Below are 19,661 nucleotides of genomic sequence, written 5' to 3' on the forward strand. Positions count from 1 at the left end.
ATGACGACACCTTTTGCAACTGTTCGCGACCTGCTGCGCTACGCGGTCACGCGCTTCTCGAAGGCGAAGCTCGCGTTCGGCCACGGCTCGGACAATGCGTACGACGAAGCCGCCTACCTCGTGCTGCGCACGCTCGAACTGCCGCTCGACACGCTCGAGCCGTTCCTCGACGCGCGCCTGCTTCCCGACGAAATCGCGGCCGTGCTCGCGGTGATCGAACGGCGCGCGACCGACCGCGTGCCGGCCGCGTACCTCACGCATGAAGCCTGGATGCACGGCCACCGCTTCTACGTCGACGAACGCGTGATCGTGCCGCGCTCCTTCATCGGCGAACTGCTCGACGACGGGCTGCAGCCGTACGTCGCCGATCCCGAACAGGTCGGCGCGGTGCTCGAGCTGTGCACGGGCTCCGGCTGCCTCGCGATCCTCGCGGCGAGCGCGTTCCCGAATGCCGAGATCGACGCGGTCGACCTGTCCGACAAGGCACTCGAAGTCGCCGAGATCAACGTGCGCGACTACGGCCTCGAAGACCGCGTTTCGCTGCACCGCGGCGACCTCTACGCGCCGCTGCCCGCGTTCCGCGCCGACCCGGACGCGCGCTATGACGTGATCCTGACGAACCCGCCGTACGTGAACGCGTCGTCGATGGCCGCACTGCCGCCCGAGTACCAGCACGAGCCGGAGATGGCGCTCGCGGGTGGCGATGACGGGATGGACATCGTGCGACGCATCGTCGCCGAAGCCCATCGCTGGCTGCACGACGACGGCGTGCTCGTCGTCGAGATCGGCAACGAGCGCGAAAACGTCGAAGCCGCGTTCGGCGGGCTCGAACTCACGTGGCTGCCCACCAGCGCGGGCGACGACGCCGTGTTCCTGATCCAGGCGTCGGACCTGCCGCGCAAGGCCTGAGCCTTTCCAGCTTGCCCACCGTGCGGTACACCGTTGCGCCGCACGGTTGGGTAAGATGCGCGTAGGCGGCCACCCGGCCGCGCGACCTCAGGAGTCCGTCACGCGCCCATGACCCTCGACTGGCTACATCTCGGCACCCTGATCCTGACCATCCACGTGCTCGGGATCGTCGCGGCGTGCCACGCGATCATGAACACGCGCACGTCGCAAGGCGCGATCGCGTGGGCCGTCTCGCTCGCGGCCATGCCGTACCTGACGCTCATTCCATACCTGTTCCTCGGTCGCAGCAAGTTCTCCGGCTACGTCGACGCCCGGCGCCACGAGCTGGAAATGTTGCGCATGCACACACCCCGCTCGCCCTGGCTCAGCACCGACGCGACCGACGGGCCGGCCGCCGACGCAATCGGCCAGGCCGCGGTGCTCGCGCTCACGCGGCTCGGCGGCATGCCGTTCCTCGGCGGCAATTCGGTGCGCACGCTCGTGAACGGCGATGCGACGTTCTCGGCGATCCTGGCCGCAATCGACGCCGCACGCGATTACGTGGTGGTGCAGTTCTTCATCGTGCGCGACGATGCGCTCGGCCGGATGCTGCGCGACTCGCTGCTCGCGCGCGCGGCAGCCGGCGTGCGCTGCTGCCTGCTGTACGACAGCATCGGCAGCTTCGACCTCCCGCACAGCTACGTCGACACATTGCGCCGGGGCGGCGTCGAGGTTCATCCGTTCGCGACCAACCGGAAGTTCGTCAACCGCTTCCAGCTCAACTTCCGCAACCACCGCAAGATCGTCGTCGTCGACGGCAATCGCGCGTTCGTCGGCGGCCACAACGTCGGCGTCGAATATCTCGGCGCGAAGCCGCGCCTGTCGCCGTGGCGCGACACGCACATCGAGATACGCGGCCCGGTGGTCGCGAGCATCCAGTACGTGTTCGCCGAAGACTGGCACTGGGCGACGCAGAAGCTGCCGCCGCTCGCGCTGCCGCCGCCCGCTCAGCCCGGCGACAACATGCATTGCCTCGTTGTGCCGATGGGGCCGGCCGACAAGCAGGAAACAGGCTCGCTGTTCTTCGTCGAGGCGATCAACGCCGCGCGCGAGCGGGTCTGGATCACCTCGCCGTACCTCGTCCCCGACGAAGCCGTGATCTCCGCGCTGAAGCTCGCCGTGATGCGCGGCGTCGACGTGCGCATCCTGATCCCGAGCCGGCGCGATCACTACGTAGTATTCGAAGCGTCGAAGCTGTACGCGCGCGACCTGGTCGATGCGGGCGTCAAGGTGTTCCGCTACCGGCCCGGCTTCCTGCACCAGAAGGTCGTACTGATCGACCGCATCGCGGCGGCGATCGGCAGCGCGAACCTCGACAACCGCTCGTTCCGCCTCAATTTCGAGATCATGGTGCTGACCGTCGACCGCACATTCGCCGACGAGGTCGAGACGATGCTCGATGCCGACTTCGCGCAGGCGTACGAGGTCGATGCGAACGAATACCACCGGTCGCCTGCCTGGCGGCGCATCGCGATGCACGTCGCCCGGCTGTTCGCTCCGATCCTCTAACGGCCGGGGCCGCGGCGACGCACGTGCGATCCGCACCGGAGCCGCAAACGCCGCCGGCAGCCGTCACAGCAGCTTGTCGATATCCGCGGCGATTTCGTCCGGCTTGGTGGACGGCGCATAGCGCTTGACGATGCGCCCTTCGCGATCGATCAGGAATTTCGTGAAATTCCACTTGATCGCCTTGAGGCCGAGAATGCCGGGCGCCTCGTCGGTCAGGTGGCGGTACAGCGGATGCGCATGGTCGCCCTTCACGTCGATCTTCGCGAACATCGGGAACGTGACGCCGTAATTGCGCTCGCAGAACGCGCCGATCTGCGTGGCGTCGCCGGGCTCCTGCTTGCCGAACTGGTTGCACGGGAAGCCGAGCACGAAGAAACCGCGCGCCGCGTACTGGTCGTACAGCTTCTGCAGGCCCGCGTACTGCGGCGTGAAACCACACTCGCTCGCAGTGTTGACGATCAGCAGCACCTTGCCGCGATACGCGTCGAGCGAGGCCGGCGCGCCAGCGAGCGTCTCAGCGCTGAACGAATACAGGGTGGACATCGGGCACTCCTTTTAACGAAACCGGATCGACGTGGAGTCTAGGCGAAATTGCCCCATTGCGGCATCTGCCGAACAGCCAATGCCCGGCGCAAGCGGCGCGCAGTCTAGAATAGCGGTTTTGGCCAGTCATTTCCGCCGTGATCCGTTTCAATCAGTTCAGCCTTGCGCGCGGCACCAAGCCGCTGTTCGAGTCGACCTCCTTCGTACTCAATCCCGGCGAGAAAGCCGGCCTGATCGGCGCGAACGGCGCCGGCAAGTCGACGCTGTTCTCGGTCCTGCGTGGCGAGCTGCACTCGGACGGCGGCGACTTCTCGATGCCGCCGTCGTGGCGGATCGCCCATGTGTCGCAGGAAACGCCCGCCGTCGACCGCTCGGCGCTCGACTACACGCTCGACGGCGACGCCGCGCTGCGCGAGATCGAGGCGCGCATCGCCGCCGCATCCGCCGCGCATGACGGCGCCGCCGAAGCCCACGCGCACGCGGCATTCGCCGACGCCGACGGCTACACCGCGCCTGCCCGTGCCGAGGCGCTGCTGCTCGGTCTCGGCTTCACGCTCGCGCAAACGCGCGAATCCGTCGCCAGCTTCTCCGGCGGCTGGCGCATGCGCCTGAATCTCGCGCAGGCGCTGATGTGCCGCTCCGACCTGCTGCTGCTCGACGAACCGACGAACCACCTCGACCTCGACGCGATCGTCTGGCTCGAAGACTGGCTGCACCGCTACCCCGGCACGCTCGTCGTGATTTCGCACGACCGCGAATTCCTCGATTCGATCTGTAACGTCACGCTGCACCTGGAAAACCGCCAGGTGAAACGCTACGGCGGCAACTACTCGCAGTTCGAGGTGCTGCGCGCGCAGCAACTCGCGCTGCAGCAAAACGCCTACGAAAAGCAGCAGAAGACGATCGAGCACCTGCAGAGCTTCGTCGACCGCTTCAAGGCCAAGGCGACCAAGGCCAAGCAGGCGCAGAGCCGGATGAAGGCGCTCGAGAAGATGGAGCTGATCGCGCCTGCGCACATCGCGTCGCCGTTCACGTTCGAATTCCGCACGCCCGACGCGGCGCCGAACCCGATGATGGTGATGGAAGACGTCCGCTGCGGCTACCATGCCGACGGCGGAGCGGAGATCCCGATCGTCGAGCGCGTCGCGCTGTCGATCCAGAACGGCCAGCGCATCGGCCTGCTCGGCGCGAATGGCCAGGGCAAGTCGACGCTGATCAAGACGCTGGCCGGCACGCTCGCGCCGCTGTCGGGGCACGTCCGCGACGGCAAGGGGCTGACGATCGGCTATTTCGCACAGCACCAGCTCGAGACGCTGCGCGAAGACGATTCGCCGCTTGCGCATCTGGGGCGGCTCGCGCCCGACACGCGCGAACAGGAGCTGCGCGACTTCCTCGGCGGCTTCAATTTCTCGGGCGATATGGCAACCAGCCCGGTCGGGCCGTTTTCAGGTGGTGAAAAGGCACGCCTCGCGCTCGCGCTGATCATCTGGCAGAAGCCGAACCTGCTGCTGCTCGACGAACCGACCAACCACCTCGACCTCGAAACGCGCCATGCGCTGACGATGGCGCTCGCGCAGTTCGAAGGCACGCTGATCCTCGTCTCGCACGACCGCCACCTGCTGCGCGCGACGACCGACCAGTTCATGCTGGTCGCGAAGCACCGGCTGCAGCCGTTCGACGGCGACCTCGACGACTACCGCGACTGGCTGCTGCAGCACGCGGCCGAGCAGCGCGCCGCCGCGAAGGCGGACAGCGCGGCTGCGTCGGGCGCGGGCGCCGCGGCCAACCGCCGGGACCAGAAGCGTCAGGCCGCCGAGGAGCGGCAGCGCCTTTCGGTGTTGAAGAAGCCGCTGCAGTCGCGCATCACGAAGCTCGAAAAGGAAATGGAGACGCTGCACGCGGAGAAGGCGCGCCTCGACACGTTCGTCGCCGATCCGGCGAGCTACGAAGCCGAGCGCAAGACGGAGCTGACCGATGCGATCCGCAAGCTCGGGGACGTCAACACGCGCCTCGAGACGGTCGAGGCCGACTGGCTCGCCGCCCAGGAAGAACTCGAGCAGATCGGCTGACCGCTGTCGCGGCGCAGGCCGACACGCCAGCCAGGCGCGCCGGCTGCCTCGGCGCCGCGGCACCCTGGTATCACGGAGCCTCGACAGGCCATCTGGCCCTTTGCGGGCCCGGATACGATAAGGCCGAGCACATGGGCCCGGCCTGTTCATTCATGACCGTCGTCACTCGGTTCGCCGGCCACTCGCCAAGCCGCCGGCTCAGCGTCGCGGCAACGTGTCGCGCGGCATCTGCTCGTCGTCGCCCATCAGGTGCCGGCGCCCTTCGGTCGGCCGCCTGATCGCCGCGGCGACTTCCGCTTCCGTCACGTCCTCGGACACGACCTTGCGCGCGAGGCGCCCTTCTTCGTCGATCCATTCGACGATTCGGCACCCACCGCCCCAGGGTTGGCGAATCGGCTCCGACACGCGGCAGCCACGCAGGTTGTAAAGGCTTCCGCTCGGCGCTTCCCCATACGATTTCAACATAGGATCCCTTCGCATTGCGCGGTTCGACAATCCGGCAAAGGATAGGGAAAAGCGATGTCCGGCGGGTTACAGAACCCTACATCTTCTTTACAGTGAATTACGCGACAGATCGCCGGCAGGCACGGCCCGCGTGCCTGTGCGGCCGGTCACTCGAGATCGCGCACGCGGTCGATCGCCTGCTCGAGCCGATCGACGGCCATCACGTTCAGTCCTTCGATCGGCTGCTTCGGCGCATTCGCCTTCGGAATCAGCGCGGACGTGAAACCGAGCTTCGCGGCCTCGCGCAGCCGCTCCTGCCCGCGCGGCGACGGCCGGATCTCGCCCGCCAGCCCCACTTCGCCGAACACGATCAGCCCCTTCGGCAGCGCCTTGTTGCGCATCGACGAATGGATTGCGAGCAGCACAGCGAGGTCGGCGGCCGGCTCGGTGATCTTCACGCCGCCCACCGCGTTGAGGAACACGTCCTGGTCGAAGCACGCGATGCCCGCATGACGGTGCAGCACCGCGAGCAGCATCGCGAGCCGGTTCTGTTCGAGGCCGACCGCGAGCCGGCGCGGGTTCGGCACGTGCGCGGTGTCGACGAGCGCCTGGACTTCGACGAGCAGCGGGCGCGTGCCTTCCTGCGTGACGAGCACGCACGAGCCGGGCACGACCTGCTCATGTTGCGACAGGAACAGCGCGGACGGATTCGCGACGCCGCGCAGCCCGCGCTCGGTCATCGCGAACACGCCAAGCTCGTTGACCGCACCGAAGCGGTTCTTGAACGCGCGCACGAGCCGGAACGACGAATGCGTGTCGCCTTCAAAATACAGCACCGTGTCGACGATGTGCTCGAGCACGCGCGGGCCGGCCAGATTGCCCTCCTTCGTCACGTGCCCGACCATGATGATCGCGGTGCCCGACTGCTTCGCGATGCGCGTGAGCTGCGCCGCACACTCGCGCACCTGCGCAACCGAGCCGGGCGCCGACGTCAGCGCCTCCGAGTAGACGGTCTGGATCGAGTCGATGACGGCCACGTCCGGCCGTTCCGTGTCGATCGCGGCCTGGATCTTCTCGAGCTGAATCTCGGCGAGCAGCTTCAGTTCGTCCGCCGGCGCACCGCCGTCGAGCAGCGCAAGCCGTTGCGCGCGCAACGCGATCTGCGCGGCCGATTCCTCGCCGCTGATATAGAGCGCGCGCCGCTCGCTCGCGATGTCTGCAAGCGACTGCAGCAGCAGCGTCGACTTGCCGATGCCGGGATCGCCGCCGATCAGCACGACGCCGCCCGGGACCAGCCCGCCGCCGAGCACGCGGTCGAATTCGCCGATGCCGGTGGAGAAGCGCGGCACGTCGGCGGCTTCGATGTCGACGAGACGCTGGACGGGCGCCCGCTTCGCGAGCGACTGGAAACGATGGGCCGACGGCGCCTCAGGGATCGATTCGACCAGCGTGTTCCAGGCCTGGCACGACGGGCATTGCCCCTGCCACTTCGGGGTCTGTCCGCCGCACTCGCTGCAGACGTATACGGTTTTCTGTTTGGCCACGCGCAACGCCCTTATTCCGCGCGCACGGGCACGCGGCCGGCGACTGCACACATCAGCTCGTACCCGATCGTGCCGCAATGGCGGGCGACGTCGTCGATCGACAGCGTGTTGCCCCACAGCTCGACGCGCGCGCCGACGCCGGCCTGCGGACACGGCGTCAGGTCGACGGTAATCATGTCCATCGACACCCGGCCGACGATCCGCGTGCGGATACCGTCGACGATCACGGGCGTGCCTTCGGGCGCGACGCGCGGATAGCCGTCCGCGTAACCGCACGCGACGACGCCAACCCTCATCTGCGACTGTGCGGAGAACGTCGAGCCATAGCCGATCGCCTGGCCCTTCGCGATCGTTTGCACCGCAATCAGCTCGGACGCGAGCGTCATCGCGGGCTTCAGCCCCGTGTCGGCAATGTCGGACGACAGCCCGGACGGCGACGCGCCGTACAGCACGATCCCCGGCCGCACCCAGTCGAAGTGCGTGTCCGGATGCCACAGCACGGCTGCGGAGTTCGCGAGACTGCGCGCGCCGGCGATGCTTTCCGCGCCGCGCTCGAACGTCGCGAGCTGCTCGGCGACGCCGCGCTCGTTGTCCGCATCCGAAAAATGGGTCATCAACGTGATCTGGCCGATACCGGGGCACGCGCGGGCGCGCTCCCACGCGGCGCGGTATTTTTCCGGCACGTAGCCGAGCCGGTTCATCCCGCTGTTCATCTTGAGCTGCACGTTGACGGGCTTCGACAGCCGCGCCGTTTCCAGCATCCGCATCTGCTCGTCGTTGTGGACGGTCGTCGTCAGGCTGTAGCGGTCGATCACGTCGATGTCGGTCGAGCGGAAGAACCCTTCGAGCAGCAGGATCGGGCCGGCCCAGCCGAGTTCGCGCAGCTTGACGGCCTCGTCGAGGTCGAGCAGGCCAAAGCCGTCGGTGCCGCGCAGGCCCGGAAACGCACGGGCGAGGCCGTGGCCGTACGCGTTCGCCTTGACGACCGCCCAGACCTTGGACGGGCCGGCAAAGCGGCGGACGACGGAGAGATTGTTCGCGAGAGCGGCGGTGTGGATGGTGGCGGAGATCGGGCGCGGCATGGGAAATTTACGTAAAGACGCTTGCGAATCATCAGCTTACCGCGCCTTTTGAGCACTGAAGCCGACAATTTGCGGAACGATCGGGGAATCTTGCTAGTCCGAATTGGCGTATTTTCATGTTATAAAGCCGTGCGCACAACCCATTTCGAACGGAATAAGCCGATCGCATACCAGGCGGCCTACGCGGCCCTGCCGCAGCGACGAAAGCATCGCATCAGATGAAAAAAGGTTTTTACACCATCATGGCCGCGCAGTTTTTCTCGTCGCTGGCCGACAATGCGCTCCTCATCGCCGCCATCGCCCTGCTGAAAGACCTCCACGCCCCCAACTGGATGACACCGCTGCTGAAGCTGTTCTTCGTGTTGTCGTACGTGGTGCTGGCGGCGTATGTCGGTGCGTTCGCGGATTCGCGCCCGAAGGGCCGCGTGATGTTCATCACCAACTCGATCAAGGTGGTCGGCTGCATGATCATGCTGTTCGGCGCCCACCCGCTGATCGCGTACGGGATCGTCGGCTTCGGCGCGGCGGCCTACTCGCCCGCGAAATACGGCATTCTCACCGAGCTGCTGCCGGCCGATCGGCTGGTCGCCGCGAACGGCTGGATCGAAGGCACGACCGTCAGCTCGATCATCCTCGGCACCGTGCTCGGCGGTGCGCTGATCAGCCCGCACATCGCGTCGCACGTGATCGCGCATACACCCGCCTGGATCGGCACGCCCGCCGAAGCGGCGATGGCGATCATCATGGCGATCTACGTGATCGCCGCGCTGTTCAACCTGCGCATTCCCGATACGGGTGCCCGCTACCCGAAGCAGGAACGCGGCCCGGTCAAGCTCCTCACCGATTTCGCCGATTGCTTCATGGTGCTGTGGCGCGACAAGCTCGGCCAGATCTCGCTGGCGGTCACGACGCTGTTCTGGGGCGCGGGTGCGACGCTGCAATTCATCGTGCTGAAGTGGGCTGAAGTATCGCTCGGCATGTCGCTGTCGGAAGGCGCGATCCTGCAGGCCGTGGTCGCGGTCGGCGTCGCGGCCGGTGCGATCGCCGCCGCGGCGCGGATCCCGCTGAAGAAGTCGCTGTCCGTGCTGCCCGTCGGCATCATCATGGGCATCGCGGTGATGCTGATGGCGTTCTATACGCGCGATCTGTTCCCGCCGCACTGGGCCGTGCACTTCGGCCACCTGCGCATGCCCGTGTACCTGATCATCGCGTACATCTTCCTGATGTGCGTCGGCGCGCTGTCCGGCTACTTCGTCGTGCCGATGAACGCGCTGCTGCAGCATCGCGGCCACGTGCTGCTGTCGGCCGGCCACTCGATCGCGGTGCAGAACTTCAACGAGAACCTGTCGGTGCTCGTAATGCTGTGCCTGTATGCGGTGCTCGTGTGGCTCGACGTGCCGGTCGGCGTCGTGATCGTGCTGTTCGGCACGTTCGTCTGCCTGACCATGTGGCTCGTGATGCGCCGCCACCAGGCGAACCAGCGCCAGTTCGACTCGGTCGCGCTGATCGGCGAATCGCGGCACTGACGCTACACTTCCCGTTTCCGTCCGCCGGCGCCGGTCTTCGTACCGGCGCGTTGCCATCATGACGCACCCGATACCCAACATCCTGACGATCGCCGGCTCCGATTCGGGCGGCGGCGCAGGCATCCAGGCCGACCTGAAGACCTTTTCCGCGCTTGGCTCATATGGCGCCAGCGCGATCACCGCGTTGACCGCGCAGAACACCCGCGGCGTAACGGGCGTGCATGCGCCGGACGCGGCGTTCGTGACCGCGCAACTCGACGCGGTGTTCGGTGATATCCGCATCGATGCGGTCAAGATCGGGATGCTCGCGAATGCAGCGATCGTGCACGCGGTCGCCGACGCACTGCGGCGCTATGCGCCACGCTTCGTCGTGCTCGACACGGTGATGATCTCGAAGAGCTCGCATGCGCTGCTCGCGCCCGATGCCGTCGACGCGCTGCGCGATGCGCTGCTGCCGCTCGCGACGGTCGTGACGCCGAACCTGCCCGAAGCGGCCGCGCTGCTGAACGATGTGCCCGCAACCACGGAAGACGACATGGTCCGGCAAGGCCGGGCCTTGTTACAGGCGGGCGCGCGCGCCGTGCTGATGAAAGGCGGCCACCTGCCCGACGCGTCCGCGAGCCCCGACTGGCTCGTCGAAGCGACGCGCACCGTGCGGCTCGACGGCGTGCGCTTGCCGGTCAGCAACACGCACGGCACCGGCTGCACGCTGTCGTCGGCAATCGCCGCGCTGCTGCCGCAGCAGCCCGACCTCGAAAGCGCAGTGCGCGAAGCCAAGACCTACCTGACCGGCGCAATCGCCGCGAGCGGCCGCCTCGACGTCGGCCACGGCGTCGGCCCTGTCCATCACTTCCATCGCTGGTGGTGAGCGCCGGCTGACGCGGCGTCAGTGATCCTGCGCCGCGAACGCCTGGGCGCGCACCGGCCAGTCGTCCGGCACGACAAAGCCGCGCGCCCGTTCGCGCCACGTGCCGTCACTGCCCTTTTCATGAACGCCGATCAGCGCAGGGGCCTCGCGCGTCGTCAACACGGGCGGCAGTTCCCAAGCGGCCGCCAGCGGTTCGGGTTCGAATCCGGTATCGGCGGCGGCACGTCGCGGCGCAAGCCACGCCAGCCTCGGCAACACACTCCATGCGGCGCCGGCATGCTGCGCGGCCGCCCACGCCGGCCACTGCGCGTGCGTCAGCCAGAAACCGCGCGGGTGATCCGGCGCGATTTCGGCGGACACCGGCGGCAACGGCACGCCATGCGGATAGAACAGCCAGCCCTTGATGAACATCTGCGCGTCGGACGGCGCGCCGAAGCCGAGCCGCGCAAACCCGTCGTGTTCGCCGAGCCGCAACTGGTGATCGAGCAGCCGGCGGCGCTTGCGGTCGAACCGGTCGACGAGATTGGGGCCAACGAAGTCGGCAAGCGACGCACCGGCGCGTACCGGCGCGCACAAATAGCACTTCACCGCGAGTTCCCAGTGCAGGCGCTGCCCGCCCGGCGCATCGACGAGAAAATCGACTTCGCCGAGCGTCTTGCCATTGCTGCGCAGCGGGAGATTGGCCGCGATGAGCCGCAGCGACGGGCCGTGCGCCAGGAAATATTCGAGCAGGCATTCGGCGTAGCGGCCGAGCCGGGTGGGCCGGAGCCCGTCGAGCGAGCGATGCAGCGGCTCGGGCTGCGCATCGAGCGTGGCGAGCCAGGCTTCGACGGCCGACTGTCCGGCCGCATCCGGCCACGGGCGCGCAAGCGGCGCGCCCGGTACCGCCGTGAGCAGGCTCGGGCTGGCAAGCAACCAGCCCAGATCGCGAACCGCGGCGTCATGCAGCGTATCGACGAATGCGCACGCCACGCCGGCCGTCATTGTCCAGCCGGCCCGTTCGCGTCGGCACCTTCCGCGCGCCGGAACGCGTCGCGTGCGAGGCACAGGTCGGCCCACGCCTTCGACTTGTCCTGCAGGCTACGCAACAGGTACGCCGGGTGATAGGTCACGATCACCGGCACGCCTTCGTACTCATGCACGCGGCCGCGCAGCGACGCAATGCTCGCATCCGTCTTCAGCAAGGTCTGCGCGGCGAAGCGGCCGAGCGCGACGATCAGCTTCGGCTTCACGAGCGCGACCTGGCGCTGCAGATAAGGCTCGCAGCTCGCAACCTCGTCCGGCTCCGGGTTGCGGTTGCCGGGCGGGCGACACTTGATCACGTTCGCGATGTACACGTTGTCGCCGCGCTTGAGCGACAGCGACTGCAGCATGTTGTCGAGCAGCTTGCCGGCCTGGCCCACGAACGGCTCGCCCTGTTTGTCCTCGTTCTCGCCCGGCGCTTCGCCGATCAGCATCCAGTCCGCTTCGCGGTCGCCGACCCCGAACACGGTGTTGGTCCGCTTCTCACACAGCCGGCAGAGCGTGCAGTCGGCCACGCGCGCAGCCAGCGCGTCCCAGTCGAGTGTTGCAACCGGGGTTTCAGCGCGCCGCAACGGGCCCGCCGGCGCGGGATCGCCCGGCGGCGCCGCATCGAACCACGCGAAATCGTCGGCTCCGGCAGGCGGAGCATCGTCCAGCGGCGGCATCGTGTCGGTCGAGGCGACCGGCGTACCCCGTACAGGCGCGCGATCGCCGTCGTCGACGCGGTGCGCAGCGGCGACAGGCTCGCGAGCCGGCGGAACATCGACGTTCCGCGCCACTGCCGGCGGCGCCTCGTCTTGCACCGGCGTACGCGCGGTGCGCGCAGGCCGCTCGGCCACGACGGCAGGTGCGGCGACCGCACCTGTTTGCGCCGCGGCGGGTGCTTCGGCCGCCGTGCCTTCATCCGCGCCTTGCCCGCGCCGTACCCAGATCTGCGCGAGGCCCATTTCCTCGAGCGCCGCTTCAGCCCATGCCATGCGCGTCCCCTTCATCCTTGTTCAGCGTCAGACGCATCACGATCGCGTCCTCCCGGCTGTGATGCTTCGCCGGGTAGTAATTCTTGCGCCGGCCGATCGTCACGAAGCCGAAACGCTCGTACAGCTGGACCGCGCGCGGATTGGACGGCCGCACCTCGAGCAGCACGCCGTCGAGCCGCTCCGCACGCGAAATGCGCACGGCCTCGCGCAGCAGCGCAAGGCCCGCACCCGCACGCTGTGCAGCCGGTGCGACGCACAGGTTCAGCAGGTGCATCTCGTCGACCACGGGCATCAGCACGCAATAGCCGATCAGCGAACCCGTCACGTGCCGCAGGCACACGCCCAGATAGCCGTTGCGCAACGAATCCTCGAAGTTGCCGCGGCTCCACGGGAACTCGTACGCGACGTGCTCGATCGCGACGACCTCGTCGAGATCGGCGTCCGTCATCGGCGCCAGATAGCGGTCGCTCAGCAGTACACCCGTCATCCCTTCGCTCCGCCCGTCTGCGCGGCGCGTGCCGCGACGCGTTCGGCGGTCGTCTGTGCAACCTTGTCACGCACGTACTCCGGCGCGGCCTGATCGGCCGGCACCGCGCGGCCGGCACGGAACGCGCGCAGCGCCGCATGGGCGACCGCCAGCGCGTGCGGCATCGCGTCACCGTCGATCACGGCTGCGTGCGTCGCGGCCGGCAACTGCGCGCCGAACGCGGCGGCCGCATTGCCCGCGAGCGTGAACGGCGTATCGGGCACGCCGACGGCACCCGGTGCATCGAGCGAAGCCGGATGCAGCGTGAGCCAGTCGCCCGCGCTGTCGTCCCACGCGAAGTCCGCCCAGTAGGCTTCGTCCATCCGTGCATCCAGCGCGACAAGCACACGGGTCGTGCCGGGCGCGCGCAACCGCGCGTGCTCGGCGCACGCGAGCAGCGTGCCGATCGGGACGACCGGCAGCCCGCGCCCGAATGCGAGACCCTGGGTGATGCCCGTCGCGGTGCGCAGGCCCGTGAACGAGCCGGGGCCCGCGCCGAACGCGATCGCGTCGCAATCGGCGAGCGTCAGCCCCGATTCGGCGAAGAGTTCCTGGATTGCCGGCAGCACGCGCGTGCTCGACACGGCGCCCGTCAGCTCGTGGCGGACCCAGGTTTGCGGGGTGGAAACGGCGTCATCGGCGTGGGCCGAGCGCAGCAGCGCGACCGAGCAGTATTCGGTCGACGTATCGATGGCGAGGAGCACTGTTTGCGTCATGGGCGACATTGTAATGCGGCACCCCGCTCCCACGGGCGATCGGGCCCGATCCGTGCGCACGCGCGGGCCCGGCAGCGGTTTGGAAGGATCGCTCGACCCCGCGCGGCGGTCCGCTTGTTAAGATCGCCCGACCTGAAACCCTTACGGAGACACCCGATGAGCGAACTCACCGCCCAATTCGACCAGGCCCAGATCGACGTCAAGCAACTGACGGAACGGCCGGGCAACCTGACCCTGCTGCGCCTGTACGCGCTCTTCAAACAGGCGACCGACGGCGACGCCCATGGCGACAAGCCGGGCTTCACCGACATCGTCGGCAAATACAAGTACGACGCATGGGATGCACTGAAGGGCACGTCGCAGGATGCGGCAAGGCAGCAGTACATCGAGCTCGTCGAATCGCTGAAGAACGGCACGGCTTCCTGACCGAATAGCCTCCGGCCGCCCCCGGCCGCAATAGGCAATCAAATCAGTGGCGCAGCGCAGCAAATCGCTTTATAATGCTGCCTGCGTCACCTCCCGCGCTCGGCTCGCAAGCCGTCCGGCCTGACGCCTCGTAGCGTTAAGCTCCAATCCGGTTTAGAACCTGTCCCCTCCTGCTTCGACCTTCGCGGTCGTCACTTATCAGGCTGGCGGCCCCGCTCCTGAAGCGCGCCGCACCCAAAACAGCTTCTAATGCCTCATCCGCCGACGGTTCGGCGGATTGCACCCGTTTCCCGATTTGCTCGCTGAATCCGACGACTTGGGTATGCGCGATTGGCGCCGACGTTTCACCCACTGTGTTTCAAGGATTGTTATGACTTCGAGCATCAACTCCAGCCCGCTCAACGCGATCGCCGACCAGGCGCTCGGTCTCGACGACGCCGCCGCACCGGCCGCGGTCGAACCGGCGTCGGACGAGCCGAGCTTCGCGTCGCTCGGGTTGTCGCCGGAGATCGTCTCCGCGCTGGAGGCCGCCGGCTACGTGAAGCCGACGCCGGTCCAGCAGCGCGCGATTCCGGCCGGCATCGCCGGCCGCGACCTGCTGGTGTCGAGCCCGACCGGTTCGGGCAAGACCGCCGCATTCATGCTGCCCGCGATCGAACGTTTCGCGCAGCTCCAGAAGACGCTGGCGCAGCAACCGCGCGCGCCGCGTGAACCGAACCAGGGCGACCGCCGTGCGCGCCGCCCGCAACCCGTCGCGCGCCCGGGCCTGCTCGTGCTGACGCCGACCCGTGAACTCGCGATGCAGGTCACCACGGCCGCATCGACCTACGGCAAGCACCTGAAGCGCCTGCGCACGGTCAGCATCCTCGGCGGCGTCGCCTACGGCCAGCAGCTGATGCTGCTCGCGAAGAACCCGGAAATCCTGGTCGCCACGCCGGGCCGTCTGCTCGATCACCTCGAGCGCGGCCGTATCGACCTGTCCGAACTGAAGATGCTCGTGCTCGACGAAGCCGACCGCATGCTGGACATGGGCTTCATCGAAGACATCGAGACGATCGTCGCCGCCACGCCCGAGTCGCGCCAGACGATGCTGTTCTCGGCCACGCTCGACGGCAAGATCGGTTCGCTGACGGGCCGCCTGCTGAAGGATCCGGAACGCATCGAGATCCAGCAGCGCCTCGAGTCGCGCGCCAACATCGCGCAGACCGTGCACTACGTCGACGACCGCGACCACAAGGATCGCCTGCTCGATCACCTGCTGCGCGACGACGCGCTCGACCAGGCGATCATCTTCACGGCGACCAAGATCGACGCCGACCAGCTCGCCGGCCGTCTCGCCGACGCAGGCTTCGAATCGGCTGCGCTGCACGGCGACCTGCCGCAAGGCGCGCGTAACCGCACGATCCGTGCGCTGCGCGAGCGCCGCGTGCGCGTGCTGGTGGCCACCGACGTCGCGGCACGCGGCATCGACATCCCGGGCATCACGCACGTGTTCAACTACGACCTGCCGAAGTTCGCGGAAGACTACGTGCACCGTATCGGCCGTACCGGCCGTGCAGGTCGTTCGGGCACGGCAGTGAGCCTCGTGCACCACGCCGAGCAAGGCGCGCTCAAGCGCATCGAGCGCTTCGTGCGCTCGCCGCTGCCGGTCAACGTGATCGAAGGTTTCGAGCCGCGCAAGGCGCCCCCGCGTAACGGCGGCAACGGCGGCCGCGGCCGTCCGGGCGGCGGTAACGGCGGTGGTCGACGTTTCGGCGGCAAGCCGGGCGGCGGCTATGGCGGTAACGGCAACGGTAACGGCCGCAGCTACGGCGGCGGCAATGGCGGCGGCTGGAGCGGCAAGCCGGGTGGCAGCCGTGACGGCGGCCCGCGTCGCGACGGTCAGCGCAGCGGCGGCCCGCGTCGCAGCAACTCCGCGTCGTAAGCACGCAAGGGCGGCGCCTCGCCGCCGCCCCACGGATGGGCCCCACCCATCCAGCCAACCGGCGCACCTGCGCCGGTTTTTTTTCGCCCCGCCCCACATTTCACGATGCGGAAAATTTTTTTGTGTCGTAAAAAATCATGTTGCGTGGCACAACCCGAGCGATTGCGGGATGGGAAAAAGCATTTCTCATCTTGAAATTTAAATTTCAAGATACTGATTTAAAACAACTAAAAATTTTATCCCCGCCTCAAAAAGCCCCCTGTCCCGCTCCGGTCGATTTGCCTAGACTCTTATACAAGACCTCACGAACCGGAATGTACCGCTCCCGGCTTCGAGAACCGCCTCACCACCGTCAGATTCAACCCATCAGGCATCGCACCGCATCAAGGAGCTCATCATGTCGCGTCAGCAACAGGCACAGGAACTGCAACAGCAATGGGAAACCGATCCGCGCTGGAAGGGCATCAAGCGCAGCTATTCGGCTGATGACGTGGTCCGCCTGCGTGGTTCGATCCCGATCGAGCACACGCTCGCCAGGCGCGGCGCGGAAAAACTGTGGAGCCTCATCAACAACGAGCCGTTCGTCAACGCACTCGGCGCACTGACCGGCAACCAGGCGATGCAGCAGGTGAAGGCCGGCCTGAAGGCCATCTACCTGTCCGGTTGGCAAGTGGCGGGCGACGCGAACGTCGCGGGCGAAATGTACCCGGACCAGTCGCTGTACCCGGCAAACTCGGTGCCGCTCGTCGTGAAGCGCATCAACAACACGCTGACGCGCGCCGACCAGATCCAGTGGTCGGAGGGCAAGAACCCGGGCGATGAAGGCTATGTCGATTTCTTCGCCCCGATCGTCGCTGACGCGGAAGCCGGTTTCGGCGGCGTGCTGAACGCGTTCGAACTGATGAAGGCGATGATCGAAGCCGGCGCATCGGGCGTCCACTTCGAGGACCAGCTCGCGTCGGTGAAGAAGTGCGGCCACATGGGCGGCAAGGTGCTCGTGCCGACCCGTGAAGCCGTCGCGAAGCTGTCGGCAGCGCGTCTCGCGGCCGACGTGATGGGCACGCCGACCGTGCTGGTCGCCCGCACCGACGCGGAAGCGGCCGACCTGATCACGTCCGACGTCGACGAGAACGACAAGCCGTTCCTGACGGGCGAGCGCACGGTGGAAGGCTTCTTCCGCACGAAGCCGGGCATCGAGCAGGCGATCTCGCGCGGTCTCGCCTACGCGCCGTACGCCGACCTGGTCTGGTGCGAAACGGGCAAGCCGGATCTCGAGTACGCGAAGAAGTTCGCGGAAGCGATCCACAAGCAGTTCCCGGGCAAGCTGCTGTCGTACAACTGCTCGCCGTCGTTCAACTGGAAGAAGAACCTCGACGACGCGACGATCGCGAAGTTCCAGAAGGAACTCGGCGCGATGGGCTACAAGTTCCAGTTCATCACGCTGGCCGGCTTCCATGCGCTGAACTACTCGATGTTCAACCTCGCGCACGGCTATGCCCGCACGCAGATGAGCGCCTTCGTCGAACTGCAGCAGGCCGAGTTCGCGGCAGCGGACAAGGGCTTCACGGCCGTCAAGCACCAGCGCGAAGTCGGCACCGGCTACTTCGACGCGGTGACGCAGACGGTCGAGCGCGAAGCGTCGACGACCGCACTGCACGGCTCGACCGAAGACGAGCAGTTCTTCGACGGCAAGAAGGTCGCGTAACCCGCGCCTGGCGTCATGTCGATGCCCGCCCCGTCTGACGACGGCGCGGCATCGGCCACCGAACAAAAATCAGGGAGGAGACGGCAGGCGCGCGATACCGATCGCGCGACCGGCCGCGCGGCCTGCGGGCCGCCAGCAACGACGCGCGCCGGCTCCGTCCGGCGCGCCCTTTTTCCAGGGCGCCGCCCTACCGATAGACGATCACCGGAATTTTCGTATGGGTCAGCACGCGCTGCGTTTCGCTGCCGATCAGCAAGCTGCCGAGCCCGCGGCGTCCGTGGGACGCCATGAAGATCACGTCGCAGCCGCCGCGTTCGGCCGCCTCGATGATGCCGAGATACGGCGACGGATGCACGCTCGTCCAGGTGTCGCAGTCGACGCCGGCCGCCTTCGCCGCCGATTCGACCTCGTCGAGGTGCGCGCGCGCCTCGCGCTCGCTGCGCGCCCGGAAATCGGCAGGCGGCTCGATGATCACTTCGGAAAACGGCGAGTACGGGTACTGCGGCAGGCACGCGTAGGCCGTGACGCGCGCACCGACCGCCCGAGCGAGGTCGATCGCGCCGTCGATCGCCTTCTGCGACAGTTCGGAGCCGTCGGTTGGAACGAGGATGTGCCGGAACATCGCGCCCTCCTTCGTCAAGTGCACGCCGCACGCCGCGATCCCATCCGGGCCGGCCGCGACGCGTCGGACATGCCTCCTACGAGTGTAGTGCGCGAAACCGCCCGACCGGCCCCGGCAGCGGGTTCGCCCTCATATCGGAAACGCGCGGGCGGGCGCGGCCCGATACGGCTACTCGCCCCAATATCCTGGCCGCTCGTAGGTGTGCTTCAGGTAATCGAGAAACAGCCGCACGCGCAGCGGCAGATGCCGGCGTTGCGGGAACACCGCGTGGATGCCGATCGGCGGAGCAGCGAATGCGTCGAGCACGCTCACGAGCCGGCCGGCCGCGATGTCCTCCCCGACCTCCCACCACGAGCGCCACGCCAGGCCATGACCGGCGAGGCACCACTCGTGCAGCACCGCGCCGTCCGAGCATTCCATCGTGCCGTTCACGCGGATCGACACGACCGTGTCGTCCTCCTGGAACGCCCAGCCGCGTTGCTGGTTCGCGTTTGCCGCGAGCGCGAGGCAGTTGTGCCGCGCCAGTTCCGCGAGCGTAGCCGGCGTGCCGCGCCGTACGAGGTACGCGGGAGCCGCGACGCATACGCGGCGATTCTCGCCGAGCTTCAGCGACACGAGCGACGAGTCGGGCAGCTCGCCGAGCCGTACCGCGCAATCGAACCCCTCGTTGACGAGGTCGACCATGCGGTCGGACAGGTCGAGCGTGACCGATACATCCGGATGCCCGACGCTGAATTCGGGCACGAGCGGCGCGACGTGCCGTCGGCCGAAGCCGGCCGGCGCGGAAATGCGCAAGTGGCCGCTCGCCTTGACACCGCCGGCGGACACGCTCGCCTCCGCGTTCTGCATGTCGTTGATGATCCGCTGGCAATCCTCGAGGAACGCCGAGCCTTCGAACGTCAGCGTGAGCTTGCGCGTCGTGCGCACCAGCAGCTTGACGCCGAGCCGCTCCTCGAGCGCGTCGAGGCGGCGGCCGATGATCGCCGGTGCGACGCCTTCCGCATGCGCGGCCGCCGACAGGCTGCCCTTCGCCGCGACCGCAGCGAATGTTTCGATCTGCTTGAACCGGTCCATGACTCGCAGGGGCGGCGCTGCCGCCCTTCAAATAGCTTAAACCGCTCAAGATTAGGTATATGAAAGTAAAAGATCAAGTGATGTTTAGCGTCTTTTTTAGCGAATACGATCACGAATAGAATTCACCTGACCTCT

The 19,661-nt window shown here is 67.4% G+C and carries 18 protein-coding genes; 8 read left to right on the forward strand and 10 right to left on the reverse strand.

All coding sequences use genetic code 11. From position 1 onward, the window contains the following. Together prmB and cls are read left to right on the forward strand one after the other, a co-directional pair. Positions 1-909, forward strand: coding sequence for a 50S ribosomal protein L3 N(5)-glutamine methyltransferase (prmB, locus tag ACPTTF_RS11020; protein WP_423371188.1), 909 nt, complete (start codon positions 1-3; stop codon positions 907-909). 108 nt (positions 910-1,017) lie between these two features. Further along, positions 1,018-2,457: a cardiolipin synthase gene (gene cls, locus ACPTTF_RS11025; RefSeq protein ID WP_423371189.1), complete on the forward strand. Its 1,440-nt coding sequence runs from the start codon at positions 1,018-1,020 to the stop codon at positions 2,455-2,457. A 63-nt stretch (positions 2,458-2,520) separates the two neighbouring features. Here the strand turns inward: cls and ACPTTF_RS11030 are convergent, their stop codons facing one another. Continuing rightward, positions 2,521-3,000 (reverse strand): glutathione peroxidase, encoded by a 480-nt coding sequence (locus tag ACPTTF_RS11030; RefSeq protein WP_423371190.1) that lies wholly within the window; start codon positions 2,998-3,000, stop codon positions 2,521-2,523. Between the two features lie 137 nt (positions 3,001-3,137). Here ACPTTF_RS11030 and ACPTTF_RS11035 point away from each other — a divergent pair, with 137 nt between their 5' ends. Continuing rightward, positions 3,138-5,069 (forward strand): ATP-binding cassette domain-containing protein, encoded by a 1,932-nt coding sequence (locus tag ACPTTF_RS11035; protein WP_423371191.1) that lies wholly within the window; start codon positions 3,138-3,140, stop codon positions 5,067-5,069. A gap of 198 nt (positions 5,070-5,267) precedes the next feature. Here ACPTTF_RS11035 and ACPTTF_RS11040 read toward each other — a convergent pair whose 3' ends face one another. The 3 genes from ACPTTF_RS11040 to alr form a co-directional block, all read right to left on the reverse strand. After that, positions 5,268-5,534, reverse strand: coding sequence for a DUF2866 domain-containing protein (locus tag ACPTTF_RS11040; protein ID WP_011352477.1), 267 nt, complete (start codon positions 5,532-5,534; stop codon positions 5,268-5,270). Positions 5,535-5,680: 146 nt separating this feature from the next. Beyond that, the gene (radA, locus tag ACPTTF_RS11045; protein ID WP_166960066.1) at positions 5,681-7,057 is read right to left on the reverse strand and encodes a DNA repair protein RadA; all 1,377 of its coding nucleotides are present in this window, start codon (positions 7,055-7,057) and stop codon (positions 5,681-5,683) included. A gap of 11 nt (positions 7,058-7,068) precedes the next feature. After that, positions 7,069-8,139, reverse strand: coding sequence for an alanine racemase (gene alr, locus ACPTTF_RS11050; protein ID WP_166960069.1), 1,071 nt, complete (start codon positions 8,137-8,139; stop codon positions 7,069-7,071). 218 nt (positions 8,140-8,357) lie between these two features. Here alr and lplT point away from each other — a divergent pair, with 218 nt between their 5' ends. Together lplT and thiD are read left to right on the forward strand one after the other, a co-directional pair. After that, positions 8,358-9,665 carry a lysophospholipid transporter LplT gene (lplT, locus tag ACPTTF_RS11055; RefSeq protein ID WP_166960072.1) on the forward strand — a complete coding sequence of 436 codons (1,308 nt, stop codon included), beginning with the start codon at positions 8,358-8,360 and terminating at the stop codon, positions 9,663-9,665. 58 nt (positions 9,666-9,723) lie between these two features. Continuing rightward, positions 9,724-10,533 (forward strand): bifunctional hydroxymethylpyrimidine kinase/phosphomethylpyrimidine kinase, encoded by an 810-nt coding sequence (gene thiD, locus ACPTTF_RS11060; protein ID WP_423371192.1) that lies wholly within the window; start codon positions 9,724-9,726, stop codon positions 10,531-10,533. An 18-nt stretch (positions 10,534-10,551) separates the two neighbouring features. Here the strand turns inward: thiD and ACPTTF_RS11065 are convergent, their stop codons facing one another. Genes ACPTTF_RS11065 through tsaB form a run of 4 tightly spaced genes read right to left on the reverse strand, consistent with a single transcriptional unit; the run spans position 10,552 to position 13,784 of the window. Continuing rightward, complete coding sequence (locus ACPTTF_RS11065; RefSeq protein ID WP_423371193.1) at positions 10,552-11,517, reverse strand: DUF1853 family protein; 966 nt, start codon at positions 11,515-11,517, stop codon at positions 10,552-10,554. Next, positions 11,514-12,533 carry a uracil-DNA glycosylase family protein gene (locus ACPTTF_RS11070; RefSeq protein ID WP_423371194.1) on the reverse strand — a complete coding sequence of 340 codons (1,020 nt, stop codon included), beginning with the start codon at positions 12,531-12,533 and terminating at the stop codon, positions 11,514-11,516. Before ACPTTF_RS11070 ends, ACPTTF_RS11065 begins: the two co-directional genes overlap by 4 nt. Continuing rightward, complete coding sequence (rimI, locus tag ACPTTF_RS11075; protein ID WP_166960081.1) at positions 12,520-13,020, reverse strand: ribosomal protein S18-alanine N-acetyltransferase; 501 nt, start codon at positions 13,018-13,020, stop codon at positions 12,520-12,522. The genes ACPTTF_RS11070 and rimI overlap by 14 nt, the downstream gene beginning before the upstream one ends. After that, positions 13,017-13,784 carry a tRNA (adenosine(37)-N6)-threonylcarbamoyltransferase complex dimerization subunit type 1 TsaB gene (gene tsaB / locus ACPTTF_RS11080; RefSeq protein WP_423371195.1) on the reverse strand — a complete coding sequence of 256 codons (768 nt, stop codon included), beginning with the start codon at positions 13,782-13,784 and terminating at the stop codon, positions 13,017-13,019. The genes rimI and tsaB overlap by 4 nt, the downstream gene beginning before the upstream one ends. A gap of 147 nt (positions 13,785-13,931) precedes the next feature. Between tsaB and ACPTTF_RS11085 the strand changes: the two genes are divergently transcribed. The 3 genes from ACPTTF_RS11085 (at position 13,932) to aceA (ending at position 17,830) form a co-directional block, all read left to right on the forward strand. Beyond that, entirely contained in the window at positions 13,932-14,201 is a 270-nt protein-coding gene (locus ACPTTF_RS11085) for an acyl-CoA-binding protein (protein ID WP_166960088.1), read from the forward strand. A 370-nt stretch (positions 14,202-14,571) separates the two neighbouring features. Continuing rightward, positions 14,572-16,125, forward strand: coding sequence for a DEAD/DEAH box helicase (locus ACPTTF_RS11090; protein WP_166960091.1), 1,554 nt, complete (start codon positions 14,572-14,574; stop codon positions 16,123-16,125). 397 nt (positions 16,126-16,522) lie between these two features. Next, complete coding sequence (gene aceA / locus ACPTTF_RS11095) at positions 16,523-17,830, forward strand: isocitrate lyase (protein WP_423371196.1); 1,308 nt, start codon at positions 16,523-16,525, stop codon at positions 17,828-17,830. A gap of 187 nt (positions 17,831-18,017) precedes the next feature. Here the strand turns inward: aceA and ACPTTF_RS11100 are convergent, their stop codons facing one another. Both ACPTTF_RS11100 and ACPTTF_RS11105 read right to left on the reverse strand, forming a co-directional pair. Continuing rightward, a complete protein-coding gene (locus tag ACPTTF_RS11100) occupies positions 18,018-18,452 on the reverse strand; it encodes a universal stress protein (protein ID WP_031399397.1) in 435 nt (144 codons plus the stop codon). Between the two features lie 168 nt (positions 18,453-18,620). Then, positions 18,621-19,526 carry a LysR family transcriptional regulator gene (locus ACPTTF_RS11105; RefSeq protein ID WP_423371197.1) on the reverse strand — a complete coding sequence of 302 codons (906 nt, stop codon included), beginning with the start codon at positions 19,524-19,526 and terminating at the stop codon, positions 18,621-18,623. Positions 19,527-19,661: the final 135 nt, after the last annotated feature.

Source organism: Burkholderia crassaminum, assembly GCF_964265005.1.
Classification (GTDB): Bacteria; Pseudomonadota; Gammaproteobacteria; order Burkholderiales; family Burkholderiaceae; genus Burkholderia.